Source organism: Amycolatopsis sp. NPDC114478 (genome assembly GCF_055633805.1).
On the sequence record NZ_JBVKDO010000013.1, the window covers coordinates 162,149 to 180,216 of the forward strand.

The 18,068-nt window shown below is 70.1% G+C and carries 18 protein-coding genes; 12 read left to right on the top strand and 6 right to left on the bottom strand.

Features of this window, described 5'->3' with window-relative positions; translation table 11 throughout:
- Positions 1 to 42: 42 nt before the first annotated feature.
- From ACZ7OH_RS31940 to ACZ7OH_RS31955, 4 genes are all read right to left on the bottom strand, one after another.
- Entirely contained in the window at positions 43 to 495 is a 453-nt protein-coding gene (locus tag ACZ7OH_RS31940) for a GNAT family N-acetyltransferase (protein ID WP_470284218.1), read from the bottom strand.
- Positions 496 to 505: 10 nt separating this feature from the next.
- Complete coding sequence (locus ACZ7OH_RS31945; RefSeq protein ID WP_470284219.1) at positions 506 to 907, bottom strand: GNAT family N-acetyltransferase; 402 nt, start codon at positions 905 to 907, stop codon at positions 506 to 508.
- An 80-nt stretch (positions 908 to 987) separates the two neighbouring features.
- Positions 988 to 2,031, bottom strand: coding sequence for an MBL fold metallo-hydrolase (locus tag ACZ7OH_RS31950; RefSeq protein WP_470284220.1), 1,044 nt, complete (start codon positions 2,029 to 2,031; stop codon positions 988 to 990).
- Between the two features lie 104 nt (positions 2,032 to 2,135).
- Complete coding sequence (locus tag ACZ7OH_RS31955) at positions 2,136 to 2,960, bottom strand: LURP-one-related family protein (protein ID WP_470284221.1); 825 nt, start codon at positions 2,958 to 2,960, stop codon at positions 2,136 to 2,138.
- A gap of 134 nt (positions 2,961 to 3,094) precedes the next feature.
- On the opposite strand from ACZ7OH_RS31955, the gene ACZ7OH_RS31960 reads away from it, so the two are divergent.
- From ACZ7OH_RS31960 to ACZ7OH_RS31975, 4 genes are all read left to right on the top strand, one after another.
- The gene (locus ACZ7OH_RS31960) at positions 3,095 to 4,132 is read left to right on the top strand and encodes a methionine synthase (RefSeq protein WP_470284222.1); all 1,038 of its coding nucleotides are present in this window, start codon (positions 3,095 to 3,097) and stop codon (positions 4,130 to 4,132) included.
- 84 nt (positions 4,133 to 4,216) lie between these two features.
- On the top strand, positions 4,217 to 4,921 hold the full coding sequence (locus tag ACZ7OH_RS31965) for a hypothetical protein (RefSeq protein ID WP_470284223.1): 705 nt from the start codon (positions 4,217 to 4,219) through the stop codon (positions 4,919 to 4,921).
- Positions 4,922 to 4,932: 11 nt separating this feature from the next.
- Complete coding sequence (ligA, locus tag ACZ7OH_RS31970; protein WP_470284224.1) at positions 4,933 to 7,104, top strand: NAD-dependent DNA ligase LigA; 2,172 nt, start codon at positions 4,933 to 4,935, stop codon at positions 7,102 to 7,104.
- Positions 7,097 to 7,591: a GNAT family N-acetyltransferase gene (locus ACZ7OH_RS31975; protein WP_470284225.1), complete on the top strand. Its 495-nt coding sequence runs from the start codon at positions 7,097 to 7,099 to the stop codon at positions 7,589 to 7,591. The genes ligA and ACZ7OH_RS31975 overlap by 8 nt, the downstream gene beginning before the upstream one ends.
- 31 nt (positions 7,592 to 7,622) lie before the next feature.
- On the opposite strand, the gene ACZ7OH_RS31980 is transcribed toward ACZ7OH_RS31975, so the two are convergent.
- Complete coding sequence (locus ACZ7OH_RS31980; protein ID WP_436389183.1) at positions 7,623 to 8,276, bottom strand: ACT domain-containing protein; 654 nt, start codon at positions 8,274 to 8,276, stop codon at positions 7,623 to 7,625.
- A gap of 235 nt (positions 8,277 to 8,511) precedes the next feature.
- On the opposite strand from ACZ7OH_RS31980, the gene gatC reads away from it, so the two are divergent.
- The 8 genes from gatC (at position 8,512) to ACZ7OH_RS32020 (ending at position 16,789) form a co-directional block, all read left to right on the top strand.
- Entirely contained in the window at positions 8,512 to 8,811 is a 300-nt protein-coding gene (gene gatC, locus ACZ7OH_RS31985) for an Asp-tRNA(Asn)/Glu-tRNA(Gln) amidotransferase subunit GatC (protein ID WP_285454862.1), read from the top strand.
- Complete coding sequence (gatA, locus tag ACZ7OH_RS31990; protein ID WP_470284226.1) at positions 8,808 to 10,325, top strand: Asp-tRNA(Asn)/Glu-tRNA(Gln) amidotransferase subunit GatA; 1,518 nt, start codon at positions 8,808 to 8,810, stop codon at positions 10,323 to 10,325. The genes gatC and gatA overlap by 4 nt, the downstream gene beginning before the upstream one ends.
- The gene (gene gatB, locus ACZ7OH_RS31995; RefSeq protein ID WP_470284227.1) at positions 10,322 to 11,827 is read left to right on the top strand and encodes an Asp-tRNA(Asn)/Glu-tRNA(Gln) amidotransferase subunit GatB; all 1,506 of its coding nucleotides are present in this window, start codon (positions 10,322 to 10,324) and stop codon (positions 11,825 to 11,827) included. Before gatA ends, gatB begins: the two co-directional genes overlap by 4 nt.
- 9 nt (positions 11,828 to 11,836) lie before the next feature.
- Positions 11,837 to 12,373, top strand: a complete 537-nt coding sequence (locus ACZ7OH_RS32000; protein WP_400903230.1) for a hypothetical protein — start codon at positions 11,837 to 11,839, stop codon at positions 12,371 to 12,373.
- Between the two features lie 573 nt (positions 12,374 to 12,946).
- Positions 12,947 to 14,020: a Gfo/Idh/MocA family protein gene (locus ACZ7OH_RS32005; RefSeq protein WP_470284228.1), complete on the top strand. Its 1,074-nt coding sequence runs from the start codon at positions 12,947 to 12,949 to the stop codon at positions 14,018 to 14,020.
- Entirely contained in the window at positions 14,017 to 14,937 is a 921-nt protein-coding gene (locus ACZ7OH_RS32010) for a DUF6807 domain-containing protein (RefSeq protein ID WP_470284229.1), read from the top strand. Before ACZ7OH_RS32005 ends, ACZ7OH_RS32010 begins: the two co-directional genes overlap by 4 nt.
- A complete protein-coding gene (locus ACZ7OH_RS32015) occupies positions 14,934 to 15,650 on the top strand; it encodes a cupin domain-containing protein (RefSeq protein WP_470284230.1) in 717 nt (238 codons plus the stop codon). The genes ACZ7OH_RS32010 and ACZ7OH_RS32015 overlap by 4 nt, the downstream gene beginning before the upstream one ends.
- Positions 15,647 to 16,789, top strand: a complete 1,143-nt coding sequence (locus tag ACZ7OH_RS32020) for a Gfo/Idh/MocA family protein (RefSeq protein ID WP_470284231.1) — start codon at positions 15,647 to 15,649, stop codon at positions 16,787 to 16,789. Before ACZ7OH_RS32015 ends, ACZ7OH_RS32020 begins: the two co-directional genes overlap by 4 nt.
- A gap of 29 nt (positions 16,790 to 16,818) precedes the next feature.
- On the opposite strand, the gene ACZ7OH_RS32025 is transcribed toward ACZ7OH_RS32020, so the two are convergent.
- Positions 16,819 to 18,027: a PQQ-dependent sugar dehydrogenase gene (locus ACZ7OH_RS32025; RefSeq protein ID WP_470284232.1), complete on the bottom strand. Its 1,209-nt coding sequence runs from the start codon at positions 18,025 to 18,027 to the stop codon at positions 16,819 to 16,821.
- Positions 18,028 to 18,068: the final 41 nt, after the last annotated feature.

Sequence of the window (18,068 nt, forward strand, 5' to 3'; positions counted from 1 at the left end):
GTAGACAGACGGAATATCACTACGTGGCAACGCTTTTGGTGCTCAGAGCTTGAGCTTGAAGCCGGTGTGGCTCGGGGTGAAACCGAGGCGTTCGTAGAAACGGTGCGCGTCGGCCCTCGCGACGTCCGAGGTGAGCTGGACGAGGGCGCATCCGCGTCGTCGAGACTCGTCGATTGCCCAGCGCATGAGATCCGCACCGAGCCCGGAACCCCGATGGTCGGCGTGAACCCGGACGGCCTCGACCTGGCCGCGAAGCGCGCCCCGCCTGGCAAGGCCGGGAATGATCGTCAGCTGCAGCGTTCCGACCGGTTCGTCGCCGGACGTCACGACGACGAGGAGCTGGTTCGGGTCTGCGTCGATGTCCTCGAAAGCCCGCAAGTAAGGCTCGAGGTCGTCGGGATCGTCCCGCGTCGCGCCGAGTTGGTCGTCCGCCAGCATGCGCACGATCGCGCCGATGTCGTCACGCCGTGCCCGGCGGATGCTGTAGTCGGTCACGGCGCCAGTATCACAGGACGCGGGTAAAACCTTGATAGCTGTGCTCGAATCCGAAGCGCGCGTAGAAGTCTCGCAAGTCGGCGCGCGCAAGGCCGGAATCGAGGTGGACGCGGCTGCAACCTCGGCGACGGGCTTCGTCGATGCCCCAGGTCAGAAGGGCACTGGTAACTCCGCGTCGAGCGGCGTGGATGCCTTCGAGCAGGCCGCGGGTAGCGCCTTCCCACATGAGCCCTCGCAACACCGTCAGTTGCGCGGTGCCGACGACGCCGTTGTCGTCTTCGGCGACGACCAGGATGACGTGTGAGGTGTTCATGAGCTCGCGAAGCGCGGTTGCCAGCGGCTCGCCCGGCGCGCCGAACAGGCGGCCAAGCGCCTCGACGTCTGTGGCCCGGGCGCGTCTGATGACATCCATTTCGCCCAGTATGCAGGACGCCCGTCGTGGGTCGTAACTTGCGACGACGTGACTACCCGCGGTACTGACCGCGACGGCGCTCAGGTAGTCGTGTAGTGGCGAACGCCGTCGACGACCTGAGCGGCCAGCTTGCCCTGCGACACCAGGAGGTCGAGGTGAGCCGCTGTCTCGAGAACCGCGAGCATCTGGTTGAACGAGTCCATTTCGGACAGTTTTCGGTTGCGGCGGGTCCAACCGATCCGGTGCGCGGCCTCGTACGCCGTGCTCGCGCCGGCTGTGATCTGAGAGCCGATCGTCTCGAGGCGTTGCCGATGGTGGTCCAGCAGTTCGTCGACCCGCGTGTGCACGCTTTCGGACACCGGACCGTGCGCGGGCAGCATGCGCCGGTCCGGCATCGCGCGGACCAGGCGAAGCGAGTCGATGAAGTCGTTGAGCGGCAATTCGACCGGTACGGGCTGGAAGCCGATCGAGGGCGTGATGTGCGGCAGCACGTGATCGCCCGAAAACAGGAGATCGGCCGTGTCGTCGACAAACACGACATGGCCGGCCGTGTGGCCGGGAGTGGCGACTACGTCGAACTGGCGGCCGGGCAGGATCGGGCGTGGTCCCGGCGTCAGCCACTCGTCGGGCGCTTCCCAGAGTTCGGCCTCCGTGTGCCGACGGTCTGTGCCGAAGTCTCGGGCCAGGGCTTCGACCACTTCGCCGGCGCCCGCCTGGAATAACAGATCGACCTGAGCTTCCATCGGCAGCCGATCGGGGTTGCCGGAAGCCTTGAGCGATGGTTCCTCGTCCTGTCCGAGAGCGATCTTGGAGCCGAATTCGCGACGAAGGACGACCGCCTGCGAATAGTGGTCGCGGTGGACGTGGGTCACGAGGAACTCGCTGACGTCGGCAAGCTCAGCGCCGATACCGACGAGTGCATTCGCGAGTTGTTGACGCGCGACGGTCAACGCCCAGCCGGAGTCGACCAGGACCAGCTTCTCGCCGTCGGTTACCGCGTAGACGTTGACCGCGCGCAGAGCGTCGTTGGGCAGGGGCAACGGGATTCGGTAGACGCCGGTCGAGACCTCGTAGATTCCGGGCTCGGTCCAGTTCCTGTCGCTGCTTTCCGGCAACGGTTCCACGGTGACCTCCGACCCGGCGAGACTGCGGCGTCCCGGCCTTCATTCACCCTGAGCCGTGCCGGGCCCGCTGTCCACCGGGAGGAGCTGAGACGCCGGTCACTCGCTCAGTCGGTGTCCTGCTTCAAGGCGGTGTCGATCGTGAGGGCCGCGGCGACGACCATGCTGGCCAGCGGATCCGGTAGCGGGTGGGGGATCTCGACGACGTAGTTGTCGGCGGTCGTGAAGGCGGCTTTCAGGAACCCGCCCCACGTCTTGGTCACGCGGGCGACCTCGGTGCCGGCGTGGTCGCGGATCGAGAAGTTCCAGGCGCGCCAGTTCTCGGCGAAGATCCCGCCGACCGAGTGGCCGTCGACGACGAAGCCGAAGCGGATCTTGCCGAAGACGTTTTCCTGAACGATCTCGCCGATCGGGGTCTCGTCGGCCCGCGTGACCAAGAACCGTGACTTGAACACCTTGGCGGGCCGGGTCACCTTGAGCACGGTGCTGTGGTTGGCGTCCCGGACCTCGAACTTGTGGGTCAGGAACTGGTCGTAGTTCGTCAGGAGCCGGATCGCCTTCTTCAGCGTGCTCTGGCCGACCTCGACGACTCCACCGAGCCGGTTGCCGTGCTGGTCGAAGACACCGAACTCGTTGGCCATCTCGATCAGCTTGGCGCGCTGGTTGACCACCAGGACCGGCTCGGTGAACAGTGTCCCGCCGCCGTTGCGCGCGGTGCCTCGGCCGCGCGTCGCGCGGTGGACCTGGTCCTGGATCCGGGCCGGGTCGTGGGCCCGTTCGATGTCCAACTCGATCGGCTCCGAGTCGCTCGGCGGCGGTGCCTGGTGGGCCGGCCGGGTGTTGGCCGTCCAGGCCTGGCCGTCCCACCAACGGTGCAGACGGGGGTCCCGCGCGTCGGGATACCAGCCCGGTTGCGGTGGCGAACTCGTCATGGCGGGTGAGCCTATCCGCGCGGACCGCGCCACGGTGCCGGTAAAGATAAATGCGGCGTATGTCTGCCTCGGACGGGGTCGGCGCGGCAGCCCGGTCGGCGGCGCTGGCGGGTGGTCGACCAGAATCGGTTGTTGTGAGTGAGCGAGCTTGGCCCAGCGGTGCCGCGACGGCGATCGGTTCGATGCCGGGCACCGACCCCGCGGAAGCGGCGGCGATCGTGTTCGGCGAGCTGCCGGACTTCCCGCACCTGCCGGAGCTGCCGGCCCGTGGCGTCGGCGCGGACATGCTCGGCCGGACCGCGGCGCTGCTGGTGGACCTGGCCGTCGACGTCGTGCCGAGCGGCTACCGCGTGGTGGCGCGACCGGGACACGACCACCGCCGGGCCGTGGACCTGCTTCGCTGGGACCTCGACGCCGTGCAGGAGGCGCGGGAGAAGGCCGGAGCCACCCCGCCTGTCTTCAAGATCCAGCTGGCCGGGCCGTGGACGCTCGGTGCCGGGATCGAGCTGCCCCGCGGCCACAAGGTGCTCACCGACCGCGGCGCCTTGCGGGACTTCACGTCATCCCTGCTGGACGGCCTCACCGGCCACGTCGCCGAGGTCCAGGCCAGGACCGGCGCGCCCGTGGTCGTCCAGTTCGACGAGCCGTCGCTGCCCTCGGTGCTGGCCGGTGGCCTGCCGACGCCGTCCGGCTACGGAAACGTCGCCGCGGTGCCGGAGCCCGAGGCGCGGGACCTGCTTTCGACGGTGATCGAGGGCGCGAAGGCGATCACCGGCCAGCCGGTGATCCTGCACTGCTGCGCCGCGAAACCGCCGCTGGGCTTGCTGCGCGAAGCCGGCGCTGACGCCTTGGCCTTCGACATCGCCGCGCTCGACGGCGCGTCCGCCGCATTCCTCGACGAGATCGGCGAAGTCTGGGACGGCGGGGCGACTTTGTTCCTCGGCGCGGTCCCGTCGACGGCGCCCGCGTCGCCGACGACTCTCAAGGACGTCGGCGAGCCGGTGTTCCGGCTGGCGGACAGGCTCGGTTTCAACCGCAGCGTCCTCGCGGAACGCGCGGTACCGACGCCCGCCTGCGGCCTCGCCGGCGCGACGCCGGAATGGATGCGTCGTGCTCTCGCGCTGACCCGCGACCTCGGCAAGGCCTTCGTGGAGCCCCCGGAAGGCTGGTGACGGAATCCGGCAACTCGCCGACGCCCGCGTCACCGGGCAAGTAGCGTGGCGGCGTAGCCGATCGAACGAGGATTACTCCTGACCATGCGCCTGTTCCGCCGCAAGAACGCCGCCGCCGACCCGCCCGACCCGCGCACCGCGTGGCCCGAGCAGCACGTGCCGGACGACCCGGCGGCCGCGGCGGAGGCGTTCTGGCAAGGCTGGTACGACCTCTTGCCGATGGTCAGCGCGGCCCTCGGCGAAGGTGAGCCGCACCGGGTCGAGCACGAGCTCTGCCAGCTGGTCGAGGCGCTGCACCCGCGGCTGCACTTCTCGCTCGAACGTGGTCGTCGATCGATCTACGCCCTGGTCGTGACCGGCCAGGAGGACCCGGAGCTGCGGCCGTTCACCGACGCGTGGCGCGTCGCCGCACCGCCGGATGACGCGATCTGGGAGTACCACGACTCGGTGCCGCCGGTGCCGGATCCGACCGAGGTCACCGTCAACCTCGGTGAGCACCGGATCGCGCTGGCCGACGTCCGGGTCGTCGCGCAGGTCGACGAGGACGAGCACGTCGTCGACGTCGCCGTCTTCCACCCGGGCTTCGCCGACCTCGACGACGCTGCGCGACAGACCATGACATTCCTGCCGCTCGACGCGACATTGGGTGAACGGCTCGCCGCCGAACGACTACGGCGCGTCGAGACCGCGGCGGCCGAGCCGGCCGGTGCGATCACCCTTCTGGAGCTCCGTGAACTGGTCCGCGGACTGGACGCCGGCGGGCACGAAAATGTCGGTACCCCCGACTAGGGTTACCACCCGTGAGCAGCACCGAACTTCCCCCGGACCCGGCCACCGCCCCGGTGGCCGCCGAGGACGTCACCGACGTCCCGGCCGACGTGCGCGAGCGGCACGGCGCCCTCGCCGAGGAACTGCGCGACCACCAGTTCCGCTACTACGTCCTGGACTCGCCGATCGTCTCCGACGGGCAGTTCGACGACTTGCTGGGCGAGCTGCAGCGGATCGAGGACGAGTACCCGGGGCTGGTCACGCCGGAATCGCCGACCCAGCGCGTCGGGGGCACGTTTTCGACCGAATTCACCGCGTACGACCACCTCGAGCGCATGCTCAGCCTGGACAACGTCTTCGACAAGGACGAGTTCCTGGCGTGGTGCGAGCGCGTCGAGAAGGAGGTCGGGCGCACCGAGTTCCTGGCCGAGCTGAAGATCGACGGCCTGGCGATCAACCTCTTGTACGAAAACGGCCACCTCACCCGCGCGCTCACCCGGGGTGACGGCCGCACGGGCGAAGACGTCACGCTGAACATGCGCACGCTCGACCAGGTGCCCGAGACGCTCACCGGCACCGACCAGTTCCCGGTGCCGGCCCTGGTCGAGGTGCGCGGCGAGGTCTACTTCCGCGTCGAGGACTTCCTCGAGCTGAACGCGAAGATGGTCGAAGCGGGTAAGCCGCCGTACGCGAATCCGCGCAACACCGCGGCCGGTTCGTTGCGGCAGAAGGACCCGAAGATCACTCGCGAACGTCGGCTGCGGCTGATTTGTCACGGACTCGGCAAGCGCGACGGTTTCGAACCGCAGCGTCAGTCGGAGGCGTACGACGCACTGGCCGCGTGGGGCCTGCCGGTGTCGCCGCACAGCAAGGTCCTGACGACGGCCGAGGAGCTCACCGAGCACATCACCTACTGGGGTGAACACCGGCACGACGCCGAGCACGAGATCGACGGCGTCGTCATCAAGGTCGACCGGGTGGCGCTGCAGCGGCGGCTGGGCACGACGTCGCGGGCGCCGCGGTGGGCGATCGCGTACAAGTACCCGCCGGAAGAGGCCATCACGACGCTGCTGGACATCCAGGTCAACGTCGGGCGGACCGGACGGGTGACCCCGTTCGCGGTCACCGAGCCGGTCAAGGTCGCGGGGTCGACCGTCGCGCGGGCCACCCTCCACAACCAGGAGGAGGTCAAGCGCAAGGGCGTGCTGATCGGCGACCGGATCGTCATCCGCAAGGCTGGCGACGTCATCCCCGAGGTCCTCGGGCCGGTGGTGGACGCGCGGACCGGTGACGAGCGCGAGTTCGTCATGCCCACGCACTGCCCGGCCTGTGGCACCGAGCTCGCGTACCAAAAGGAAGGCGACAAGGACATCCGCTGTCCGAACAGCCGTTTCTGCCCCGCGCAGCTGCGCGAGCGGCTGTTCAGCCTGGCCGGGCGCGGCGCCTTCGACATCGAGGTGCTCGGGTACGAGGCCGCGGTCGCGTTGCTTGACGCGCGTGTGGTGGCCGACGAGGGTGACATCTTCGACCTCGACGAAGACAGTCTCGCTGAGGTCGAGCTGTTCCGGACCAAGGCCGGCGAGTTGTCGGCGAACGCGCGAAAGCTGCTCGCGAACCTCGACGTGGCCAAAGATCGACCACTCTGGAAGGTGCTGGTCGCTTTGTCGATCCGGCACGTCGGGCCGACCGCGGCGCAGGCGCTCGCCCGCGAGTTCGGCTCGATCGAACGCATCGAGCAGGCCACCGAGGAAGAGCTGGCGGACGTCGACGGCGTTGGCCCCACCATCGCGCGTGCGACGCGGGAGTGGTTCGAGGTCGGCTGGCACCGGGAGATCGTCGAAAAGTGGCGACGCGCCGGCGTGCGGATGGAAGAGGAGCGCGACGAGTCGATCCCGCGCAACCTCGAGGGCCTGTCGATCGTGGTGACGGGGTCGCTTGACGGCTTCTCCCGCGACGAGGCCAAGGAAGTCATCATGGCCCGCGGCGGCAAGGCGGCCGGGTCGGTCTCGAAGAAGACCGCGTTCGTCGTCGTCGGGGATTCGCCTGGTTCGAAATACGACAAGGCCGTGCAGCTGAAGGTGCCGGTGCTGGACGAACGCGGTTTCCGCGTCCTGCTTGAGCAGGGTCCCGAGGCGGCGCAGGAGGTGGCGCTGCCGGCCGGCGACGAGACCGCCGAAAACGAATCTGGGGAGACGGATGGGTGATGTCGAGATTCGGCCACCGCGGCCGGAGGAGTACGCCGCGGCGGGGGAAGTCACGGTGCAGGCCTACGACGTCGATGGTCACCTGGCCGGTGACGTCGGGTACGACGCGGAGCTGCGGGACATCGCGCGGCGGGTCGAGCTGGCCGAGGTGCTCGTCGCCGTCGATGCGGCGGGGGAGGTGCTTGGCACGGTGACCGTCGTGCGGCCTGGGTCTCCTTATGCCGAGATTTCGCGGCCCGGCGAGCTGGAGTTCCGGATGCTGGCCGTAGCGCCGTCGGCGCGGGGGCGGGGCATCGGCGAGGCGCTCACGCGGGCCGTAATCGACCGCGCGCGGGCGCTCGATATCCGCAAGGTCGTGCTGAGCAGCCTCGACGGGATGCGCAGCGCCCATCGGCTCTACGAGCGTCTCGGGTTCGCGCGCCTGGCCGAACGGGACTGGCGGCCGTACCCGCACATCAGCCTGATCGCGTACCAGATCGACGTCTGACCTGGGCGTTGCCGAAACTCGGCAACGCGTGTCAGCCGTCGAGGACGACCGCGACGATCCCGGCCAGGTGAGCGAGCCGGGCGACCTCGGCGGCGCGGAAGGCCGGACCGCCCGGTCGCGCGACCAGGAGGGCCTTGCCCGGCTTGCCGAGCGGCGTCGCCGCCAGCTCGGTGCCGAGCTCCTTCCAGGTCTCCGGGATCCAGGCCTCTTCGCCGTCGAGCACCGTCGCGCGTTCGAGCGGCAGCCATGGCAGGTCGGTGATCGGGGTCTCGGGGGCGGCGCTCGACGACGCCAGCCGGAGTGCGCCGGTCTCCGAGTGCTCGACGATCATCGCCCAGCCGGCGCGCACGATGCGGGGCACGCCCTCGGCCAGGATGTCGAGACCGGACTTCGGCTGCGCGGCGATTTCTTCGACGAGTTCGAGTTCGCGGTGCGTGTCCAGCACGCCCGCGTATGGGCGGACAGCGTCCACTTCGACGCCATCGACGCTTTCCGCCGCCGTGATGAGCGCGTCGGGCAGGCGGCCGGAGGGGAGCTCGACCACGAGGTCGTCCACCGCCACTCCGGTGCCGCGCTCGACGACGTCCACGCTGAGGATGTCGGCGCCCACCGTGCCGAGCGCCGTGGCGACCGCGCCGAGGGTCCCCGGGCTGTCCGGAAGGATGACCCGGATCAGGAACGACACCACGCGCCCCTCTCACCTCTGGCGTCCCAGCCTTGCCGTGGGACGCTCGATGCCGGTCGCCGATTGTGACAGACCCACCCGGTCCGCGGGCCTGCTGTCCGCCGGGCGGGAGTCGAGCGTCGCCGGACGGCACCCGGCCTGCGCCGGGCGTAACCCAGTCGAGTCCGCCCGCGCCGTCACCATAGACTTGCAGCTTCCGAGACAACCCGCACAGCACAACCCGGGAGTCACCCGCGTGCCCAACATTTCCCGAGACGAGGTCGCGCACCTCGCGAAGCTGGCCAGGCTGGCCGTGACCGATGACGAAATCGACGTCTTCGCCGGCCAGCTCGACCAGATCCTGGACTCGGTGGCCAAGGTGAGCGAGGTCGCCGCCGACGACGTGCCGCCGACTTCGCACGCCGTGCCGCTGACGAACGTCTTCCGCCAGGACGTCGTCCGTCCCGGGCTGACGCAGCAGCAGGCGCTGGCCGGTGCGCCGGCCGCCGAGGACGGCCGCTTCCGGGTGCCGCGGATTCTGGGGGAAGAGCAGTGACCGAGCTCGTCAAGCTGACCGCCGCGGAGCTGGCGGAGAAGATCCACACGCGCGAGGTGTCCGCGGTCGAGGTCACGCAGGCCCACCTGGACCGGATCGCCGAGGTCGACGACCACATCCACGCGTTCCTGCACGTCGACACCGAGGGCGCGCTGGCCGCGGCCAAGGCTGTCGACGAGGGCATCGCCGGGGGCGGCGCGCCCTCGTCGGCGCTGGCCGGCGTGCCGCTCGCGCTGAAGGACGTCCTCACCACCGAGGGCATCCCGACGACCTGTGGTTCGAAAACGCTCGAAGGCTGGATCCCGCCGTACGACGCGACCGTGACGCGCAAGCTGCGCGAGGCCGGCGTCGTGATCCTCGGCAAGACGAACATGGACGAGTTCGCCATGGGCTCGTCGACCGAGAACTCGGCGTACGGCCCGACGCACAACCCGTGGGACCACGCCCGCATCCCGGGCGGGTCGGGCGGTGGCTCGTCGGCGTCGATCGCGGCCTTCGAAGCCGCCATCGCCATCGGCACCGACACCGGTGGGTCGATCCGGCAGCCCGGGTCCGTCACCGGCACCGTCGGGGTCAAGCCGACCTACGGTGGCGTCTCGCGGTACGGCCTCGTCGCTTTTTCGTCCTCTCTCGACCAGGCCGGTCCCTGCGCGCGGACGGTGCTCGACGCCGCCCTGCTGCACGAGGTCATCGCCGGGCACGACCCGCTGGACTCGACCTCCATCGACGCGCCGGTGCCGCCGGTGGTCGCCGCCGCCCGCCAGGGCATGACCGGTGACCTCAAGGGCGTCAAGGTCGGCGTCGTGAAGGAGTTCGGCGGCGAGGGCTACCAGCCGGGCGTGGAGCGGTCGTTCCAGGCCGCGGTCGAGCAGCTGCGCGCGCTCGGGGCCGAGGTCGTCGAGGTCTCTTGTCCGCATTTCGTCTACGCGCTGCCCGCGTACTACCTGATCGCGCCGAGCGAGGCCTCGTCGAACCTCGCCCGGTTCGACGCCATGCGCTACGGCCTGCGCGTCGCCGACGACGGCACGCACAGCGCCGAAGAGGTCATGTCGCTGACCCGCGAGAAGGGCTTCGGCGCCGAGGTCAAGCGGCGGATCATGCTGGGCACCTACGCGTTGTCGTCCGGCTACTACGACGCCTACTACGGCTCGGCGCAGAAGGTGCGCACGCTGATCACGCGCGACTTCGCGGCCGCGTTCGAAAAGGTCGATGTCCTCGTTTCGCCCACGACGCCGACCACGGCGTTCAAGATCGGCGAGCGCGTGGACGACCCGATGGCGATGTACCTCGCCGACCTGTGCACGATCCCGTCGAACCTCGCCGGCAACGCCGCGATGAGCGTGCCGAGCGGGCTGTCCGACGAGGACGGGCTGCCGGTCGGCCTGCAGATCATGGCCCCGGCGCTCGCCGACGACCGGCTCTACCGGGTCGGCGCCGCCTACGAGGCCGCGCGCGACGCCGCCGCTGGCGGGGCGCTCATCCACAAGGTCCCGGAGCTGGGAGGAACGAAGTGACTGCCGTGGCCGAGTTGATGGACTACGCCGACGTCATCGAACGCTTCAACCCCGTCCTCGGGCTTGAGGTGCACGTCGAGCTGAACACGAACACGAAGATGTTCTGCGGCTGCCCGAACGAGTTCGGCGGCGAGCCGAACACGAAGGTCTGCCCGACCTGCCTCGGCCTGCCCGGCGCGCTGCCGGTCGTCAACGGCAAGGCCGTCGAGGGTGCGATCCGCATCGGCCTGGCGCTGAACTGCGAGATCGCCGAGTGGTGCCGGTTCGCCCGGAAGAACTACTTCTACCCGGACATGCCGAAGAACTTCCAGACGTCGCAGTACGACGAGCCGATCGCCTTCAACGGCTACCTCGACGTCACGCTCGACGACGGCGAGGTCGTGCGCGTCGAGATCGAGCGCGCGCACATGGAGGAGGACACCGGCAAGTCGCTGCACGTCGGTGGCGCCACCGGCCGGATCCACGGTGCCGAGCACTCGCTGCTCGACTACAACCGGGCCGGCGTGCCGTTGATCGAAATCGTGACAAAGCCGATCGAGGGAACGGGTGCGCGGGCTCCCGAGGTCGCGCGGGCGTACGTGAGCGCGCTGCGTGAGCTCCTGCGCGCGCTCGACGTGTCCGACGTCCGGATGGACCAGGGCTCGCTGCGGTGCGACGCGAACGTTTCGCTGATGGCGAAGGACGCGACCGAGTTCGGTACCCGCACCGAGACGAAGAACGTCAACTCGCTGCGCAGCGTCGAGCGCGCCGTCCGTTACGAGATGACGCGGCAGGCGGCGATCCTCGCCGAGGGCGGTTCGATCAAGCAGGAGACGCGGCACTTCCAGGAGGCCGACGGCACGACGTCGCCGGGCCGGACGAAGGAGACCGCCGAGGACTACCGGTACTTCCCGGAGCCCGACCTGGTCCCGATCGCGCCGTCGCGCGAGTGGGTCGACGAGCTGCGCGGCACGCTGCCGGAGATGCCGTCCGAGCGGCGGAAGCGGATCCAGCAGGAATGGTCGCTTTCCGACGAAGCCCTGCGTGACCTGCTGAACGTCGGCGCTGTCGACCTCGTCGCGGCCACGGTCGAGGCCGGCGCGTCGCCGGATGAGGCACGGGGCTGGTGGGTCAACACCCTGGCCCAGGAGGCGAACGCCCGCGAGGTCGAGCTGGCCGACCTGGCGATCACGCCGAAGCAGGTGGCCGAGGTCATCGGGCTGGTTTCGTCGGGTGAGCTGACGAACAAGCTGGCCAAGGAGGTCGTCCAGGGCGTGCTCGCCGGTGAGGGCGAGCCGCGCGAGGTCGTCGAGAAGCGCGGGCTGAAGGTCGTCTCGGACGACTCGGCCCTGCTCGCGGCGATCGACGAGGCCCTGGCGGCGCAGCCCGACGTCGCGGACAAGATCCGCGGCGGCAAGGTGGCCGCGGCGGGCGCGATCGTCGGCGCGGTCATGAAGGCGACCAAGGGGCAGGCGGACGCCAAGCGGGTCCGCGAGCTGATCATCGAACGCGTCGGTTCCTGACCCGTTTTCATGACACGGCCTTTTTCCGTCAAGAGCGTCACCTGGCGCGAGTGGCTCGGCCTGGCGGCCGGGCTGCTCGCGCTGGGCTCGACGTTCCTCCCGTGGACGACGCTGAGCACGAACAAGCCGGACATCGAGGTCGTGCTGTCGTCGTTGCCGCAGGGTGACGTCGTCCGGGACGCGTGGAATTCGAGCTTCTTCGCGTGGTGCCCGCCGCTGGCGTTGGTGCTGGCCGGGGTGGTCGTGGTCGTTTTCGGACGAATCCGGAAGGCGCGGGTCAGCGGCCTGCCGCACCTGTGGCTGGTGGTCGCCGTGGCGGCGCTGCTGCTGATGGTCTTCGGGTGGCTCACGCTCGACTGGGAGTTCGACGCCGACCAGCGCGGCATCTTCGACGCCGCCGGGATCGCCATCGGGCCCGGCTTCGGGCGGTTCCTCGGGGTGCTGGCCGCGCTCGTGTCGGGCGTTGCCGCTTTTTTCGACATGCGTGCGGCGCGGGCCGAAAGCCGGCAGCCGCGGAAGCGTCAGCCTCGGAGCAAGAGCCGCTGACCGGTTCTCGGTGGAACCCGGCCGGGCGGACTCGATGACCGGTAGTTGCCGGGTTTCTTGGGGTGCGCGGTCGCTTGGGTGACTGAGTCGTCCGTTCCGGTTGCAGGCCAGTGGTGACAACGTTGACATCGTTGGTGGCCGTTGCGTGAGAAAGCGCTTTCTGAGACGGTCGGAGTTAAGGTCGCCGGAGGCTGCGGGCGGCCGGTAGGAGGCGCCGGTGAGCGGGAAATCCGGTGATGGTGCGGTGATGTGCCGTAGCGGCATGGCTCGGTGGGAACGAGATCCGCGGCGATGTGCGGAGGATCGCCGCGGAGTGGGCGATGTTCGGAAGGTGGCCGCGGGAGCGGCGGTGTGCGGCAGCGACCGCGCGAGCGCATTGGCGTGCGGCAGTCGCCGAGCGGGTGCGGCGCGGTGGGAGAAGTAGCCGTGCGCAGTGGTCGTGCGGCGCGGGTGATGTGCCGGGCGGTGGCCGTGCGGGTGCGGTGATCTGCGGCGGCCGCGGTGCGGATGCGGCGGCTATCGCGTGGCGCCCAGGTGCTTGGGGCGTAGGTCGGGCTGTGGAGGAGGTTCCGGTTGGCTCGGGGAAAGCGCTTGCGCGTTGCCGTCGTCGGGGCTGGGGCTATTGCCGGCAGCCATCGGACCGCCTTTCGGGCCCACGGTGACTATGTCGATCTCGTGGCCGTCGCGGATGTCGATGAGGCTCGTGCCGTTGCCTTCTGTGCCGAGACCGAGCGGGCCGAGCCCTACCGCGATCTCGATACCCTGCTCACCGAACAAGAACCGGATCTCGTCTCGATCTGTACGCCTCCCGGGCTGCACGTCGAACAGACCAAAAAGGTCCTCGAGGCCTGCGCCTGGGTCTGGTGCGAGAAGCCCCCTTGTCGTTCGCTCGCCGAATACGACGACATGACCTCCGCCGAGCGGGACGGGGGTCCCTACGTCTCCTTCGTCTACCAGCAGCGGTCCGGCTCGGCCGCTGCCCATTTCCGGGATCTGCTCGGCAAGGGCGAACTCGGACGTCCCCTTGTCGCGCACTGTCAAACCACCTGGTACCGCGATGACGCCTACTACGCGGTCCCCTGGCGAGGACGGTGGGCGACCGAAGGCGGCGGCCCCGCCATGGGGCACGGCATCCACCAGATGGACCTGCTGCTCCACCTCCTGGCCGGCGACGGGAACGAATGGGCCGAAGTCCAGGCCATGACCGCGCGGCTCGTGCACGACGTCGAGACCGAGGACGTCTCCACCGCCCTCGTCCGGTTCGAGTCCGGGACGCTGGCCACCGTCGTCAACAGCGTCCTCTCGCCCGATGAAGTGAGCCGGATCCGGATCGACTGTGAACGCGCCACCGTTGAGCTCACGCACCTCTACGGCCACGTTGCCGAAAATTGGCGATACACCCTCGCGCCGAAGGCCGGGCCCGTCGAGACCGAACCGAAAGTGGACGTCGGCAGCTCGCACGCCGCCGCGTTGACGCCCGTTCTCGACGCCTATCGGGCCGGCCAGCGGCCTCCGTGCAGCGGGGCCGATGGGCGGCGGGTGCTGGAGTTCGTCGCCGCTCTCTACAAGGCCGCCTCCACCGGGCGGGCCGTACGGCGGGGCGAGATCGGGCCCGGGGATCCCTTCTACTCGGGGATGGCCGGATGAGCGCCGACATCACCGTCACGCACCGGCACGGGGACCGCGTGGTCGTCGAGGCCGGCGGCGTGCCGCTCATGTCCTATGTGTACAAGCCCGACCCCGTCGCCTACGAGTCGCGCAAGCCCTACACCCACCCGCTGCGGACCCTGCGCGGCCGGCGCGTCAGCGGGTACCGGCCCGCCGACCACCGGTGGCACAAGGGGCTGCAGATGACGTCGAGCCACCTCTCCGGCGAGAACTTCTGGGGCGGCCACACCTACGTTCCCGGCCACTGGTACCAGGACCTGCCCGACCGCATCGGCTCGATGCGCCACGACGGGTTCGTCGGCTTCGCGGTCGGCGGCGATCGGCTCACCTTCGCCGAACGGCTCACCTGGGTGACCCACCGCGGCGACGAGTGGGCGCGCGAGCGGCGTGACATCGTCGTCCACTCCGTCGAACCCGACGAGGGCGCCTGGGCCATCGACTGGGGCATCGAGCTGACCAACGTCCGCGACGCGCCGCTCGTGTTCGGCAGCCCGACCACCGCCGGCCGCGAACAGGCCGGGTATACCGGGTTGCACTGGCGAGGCCCGCGCGACTTCAGCGGCGGGCGCGTCCTCGGGCCCGGTGACCTCGGCGGCGACGACATGATGGGCGCCCAGGCGCCGTGGCTCGCCTTCGTCGGCGAGCACGACGACGTCGACGCGCATTCGACGCTCGTCTTCGCGCATTCGCCGGAAAACGACCACGCGATCCACGACTCGCACTGGTTCGTCCGCAGCAAGGACACGCCGATGGTGGCCTTCTCGTGGGCGTTCTTCGAGGAGTTCGCGTTGCCGCCGGGGGAGAGCTTCACGTACCGCTACCGGGTCGTCGTCGCCGATGGAGCGTGGGACCGCGATCAGGTGACCGACTACCTCGACAGGCACGGATGGTCATGAACGAATTCCCGCTTCCGGGTGGTATCGGCGTCTCGCACTTACGCGCCTACGAATGGGAAGCCGAAGATGGTGCCTGCGGCGGCAGCCCGCACCTGCACCTCGCCTGCACCGAGGCGTACGTCGTCACGGCCGGGTACGGCGCCGTCCAGACACTGAGCACCGGCGGGTACGCGGAGACGCCGCTCGAGGTCGGCGTGATCGCGTGGTTCGCGCCGGGGACCGTCCACCGGATGGTGCAGGGCGGCGGCCTGCGCGTCACCGTCCTCATGCAGAACAGCGGCCTGCCCGAGGCCGGCGACGCCGTCTTCACCTTCCCGCCCGACGTGCTCGCCGACCCCGCCGGATACGCCGAAGCCGCCGCGTTGCCGAAAACCGACCACGCCGCGAAAAGGCGTCGTGACCTGGCGGTTCGCGGCTATCTGCCGTTGCGCGAAGCGCTGCTGGACGGCGATCCGGCGCCGCTGCGGGCGTTCCACCGGGCGGCCGTCGTGCTCGTGTCGCCGAAAATCGGAGACTGGGTACCGCGCTGGCAGGCCGGGGCCTTGAAGGCCGCCGAACTGACCGGCGCGCACCTCAAGGCCCTCGCCGACGGCGACGGGAGCCACCTCGAGCAGTCGGGTGTCCGGGTCGCGACGCCGTCGAACCCGGACGGCTTCGGCATGTGCGGACGCCGCGCCGAATACGACATCGACCAGGAAGGTCGTCAGCGATGAACCAGAAGAGCATCGGAGTGCTGCTCAACGGGGTTACCGGCCGGATGGGCTACCGGCAGCACCTGCTCCGGTCGGTGCTGGCCATCCGCGAACAAGGCGGTGTCGAGCTGCCCGACGGCACGCGCGTCCAGCTCGAGCCGATCCTCGCCGGCCGGAACGCGGCGAAGCTCCAGGAACTCGCCGAACGGCACGGCCTGACCGCGTGGACGACGGACGTCGAATCGGCGCTGGGTGACGTGGGGATCTACTTCGACGCGCAGCTGACGTCGGCGCGTGAGCCGTCGGTGCGGGCGGCGATCGCCGCGGGCAAGCACGTCTACGCCGAGAAACCGCTGGCCGAGACGCTGCCGGCGGCGTTGGAGCTGGCCGGGCTGGCGCGGGACGCCGGGATTTGTCACGGCGTCGTCCACGACAAGCTGTTCCTCCCCGGCCTGCGGAAGCTGCGGCGGCTGGTCGACGGCGGGTTCTTCGGCCGCGTCCTGTCGGTGCGCGGCGAGTTCGGCTACTGGGTCTTCGAAGGCGACTGGCAGGAGGCTCAGCGCCCGAGCTGGAACTACCGCGCCGAAGACGGCGGCGGGATCGTGCTCGACATGTTCTGCCACTGGAACTACGTCCTCGAGAACCTCTTCGGCCGCGTCGAGGCCGTGACCGCGAAAGCGACCACGCACATCCCGCGCCGCTGGGACGAGCAGGGCGAGGCGTACGCGGCGACGGCCGACGACGCCGCGTACGGCATCTTCGAGCTCGAGTCGGGGGCCATCGCGCAGATCAACTCGTCGTGGTCGACGCGGGTGTTCCGCGACGAGCTCGTCGAGTTCCAGGTCGACGGCACCGAGGGCAGCGCCGTGGCCGGTTTGCGACGATGCCGCGTCCAGCACCGCTCGGCGACGCCGAAGCCCGTTTGGAACCCGGACCTGCCGGCCACCGAACCCTTCCGCGACCAGTGGCAGGAAGTCCCGGACAACGCCGAGTTCGACAACGGCTTCAAGGCCCAGTGGGAGGAGTTCGTCCGGGACGTGGTCGCCGGACGGCAACACCGCTACGACTTCTTCTCGGCCGCGCGCGGGCTGCAGCTGGCCGAGGCCGGGCTGACGTCGTCGGCGGAAGGACGGCGGGTGGAACTCAAGCCGTTGAGCTGACGTGGTCGAGAATCGGCGAAACCCCGGCGTCAGTCCTTGCCGTTGCCGCCGCCGGAGGTCGCCGGGGTGATCAGGACGACGCGGTCGTCGCTCGACACCGGCGTGCCGCCGTCCTTGTTGACCGTGCCCGCCACCGCGAGCTGCGGGTTGATCATGCTCACGCCGGCCAGCCGCCCGAACGTCTCCGGCGGCTTGCCGGTCTTGCCGTCGAGGCTCACCGACGGCTTCCCGCTGATCGCGCCCTCCGCGGTCACCGGCAGGTTCTGCAGGTTCCCGGCCAGCGACGTGACGACGCCGAGGAGGCCGTTCGCGTCGACGAAATCGGCGCAACCCGCGACCCCCGGCTTGTCCGTCCACGTCCATGCCGGCGTCGTCAGCTGCTGCCCGGCCTGCACGCGGTAGAGGACGTCCTTGTCGGCGAGCCGGTCGGTGACCCAGACGCGGCCGCCGTCGGCGGACGCGCACAGCCCGCCCGGCGCGTGCAGCCCGGCCGCCACGACCAGGGAACCGTTCGGGTTGCCCGCCGCGGCCTTGCCGGACGTGTCGATCCGCAGCACCTTCCCGGCCAGCGAGTTCGGGTCCGCGGCGGCGTTCGGGTCGCCGGCGTCGCCGGTCGCGACGAGCAGCGCGCCGCGGTTGTCGGCGCTGATCGTGCCGCGGTTGCCGGTCGTGCCCTTCGGGATGCCGGTGAGCACCGGCTTCGCCGCCTGCCCCTTGGCGAAGCGCACGATGCGGTTGTCGGTGGCCGTGGTCACATAAGCGAACACGAGCTGGTCCTCGACGTACGACGGCGACAGCGCGAGGCCGGTCAGGCCGCCGTCCCCGGCCGCCTGGACGTCGAGCTTCGCGAAGTCCGTGGCGTCCTTGCCCGCCGTCGCGAGCAGCACCCGGCCGCTCTTGCGCTCGCCCGCCAGCGCGCTCGGCGTGGAGCCGTCGCCCGGCAGGCCGGCCACCGCCGCGACGGTGTCCAGGCAGGTCGCGATGACCGCCGGGTCGAAGTCCTTGCAGCCCTGCGGGGGCGGGACGGGCGTGGCCGACTGGCCGGGACGCGCCTGCTTGCCGTCGCCGCCGGAGTCCGCGCCGGGGCCCTGGACCTCGGGCGGCGACTCGGGGCTGGGCACCGGCGCCGGGCTGAAGGTCTGGCCCGCCGCGGTGTCGTCGAACCGCGCGCACCCGGCGGGCAGCAGGACGCCGCAAGCCAAGATCGCCAGCAGGGCGGACCGGTACCGAGTGCGCATGATCCCCCAGCCTAGGGGCCGCCGCGTGAACCATGGGTGAG

Excerpts from the sequence above, each read along its gene's own strand:
- ACZ7OH_RS31945 (WP_470284219.1), bottom strand. The coding sequence starts at position 907 with ATGGATGTCATCAGACGCGCCCGGGCCACAGACGTCGAGGCGCTTGGC.
- ACZ7OH_RS32010 (WP_470284229.1), top strand. The coding sequence starts at position 14,017 with ATGAGCGCCGACATCACCGTCACGCACCGGCACGGGGACCGCGTGGTC.
- ACZ7OH_RS32015 (WP_470284230.1), top strand. The coding sequence starts at position 14,934 with ATGAACGAATTCCCGCTTCCGGGTGGTATCGGCGTCTCGCACTTACGC.
- ACZ7OH_RS31955 (WP_470284221.1), bottom strand. The coding sequence starts at position 2,960 with ATGACGAGTTCGCCACCGCAACCGGGCTGGTATCCCGACGCGCGGGAC.
- ACZ7OH_RS31975 (WP_470284225.1), top strand. The coding sequence starts at position 7,097 with ATGGGTGATGTCGAGATTCGGCCACCGCGGCCGGAGGAGTACGCCGCG.
- ACZ7OH_RS31965 (WP_470284223.1), top strand. The coding sequence starts at position 4,217 with ATGCGCCTGTTCCGCCGCAAGAACGCCGCCGCCGACCCGCCCGACCCG.
- ACZ7OH_RS32025 (WP_470284232.1), bottom strand. The coding sequence starts at position 18,027 with ATGCGCACTCGGTACCGGTCCGCCCTGCTGGCGATCTTGGCTTGCGGC.
- ACZ7OH_RS32000 (WP_400903230.1), top strand. The coding sequence starts at position 11,837 with ATGACACGGCCTTTTTCCGTCAAGAGCGTCACCTGGCGCGAGTGGCTC.
- ACZ7OH_RS32020 (WP_470284231.1), top strand. The coding sequence starts at position 15,647 with ATGAACCAGAAGAGCATCGGAGTGCTGCTCAACGGGGTTACCGGCCGG.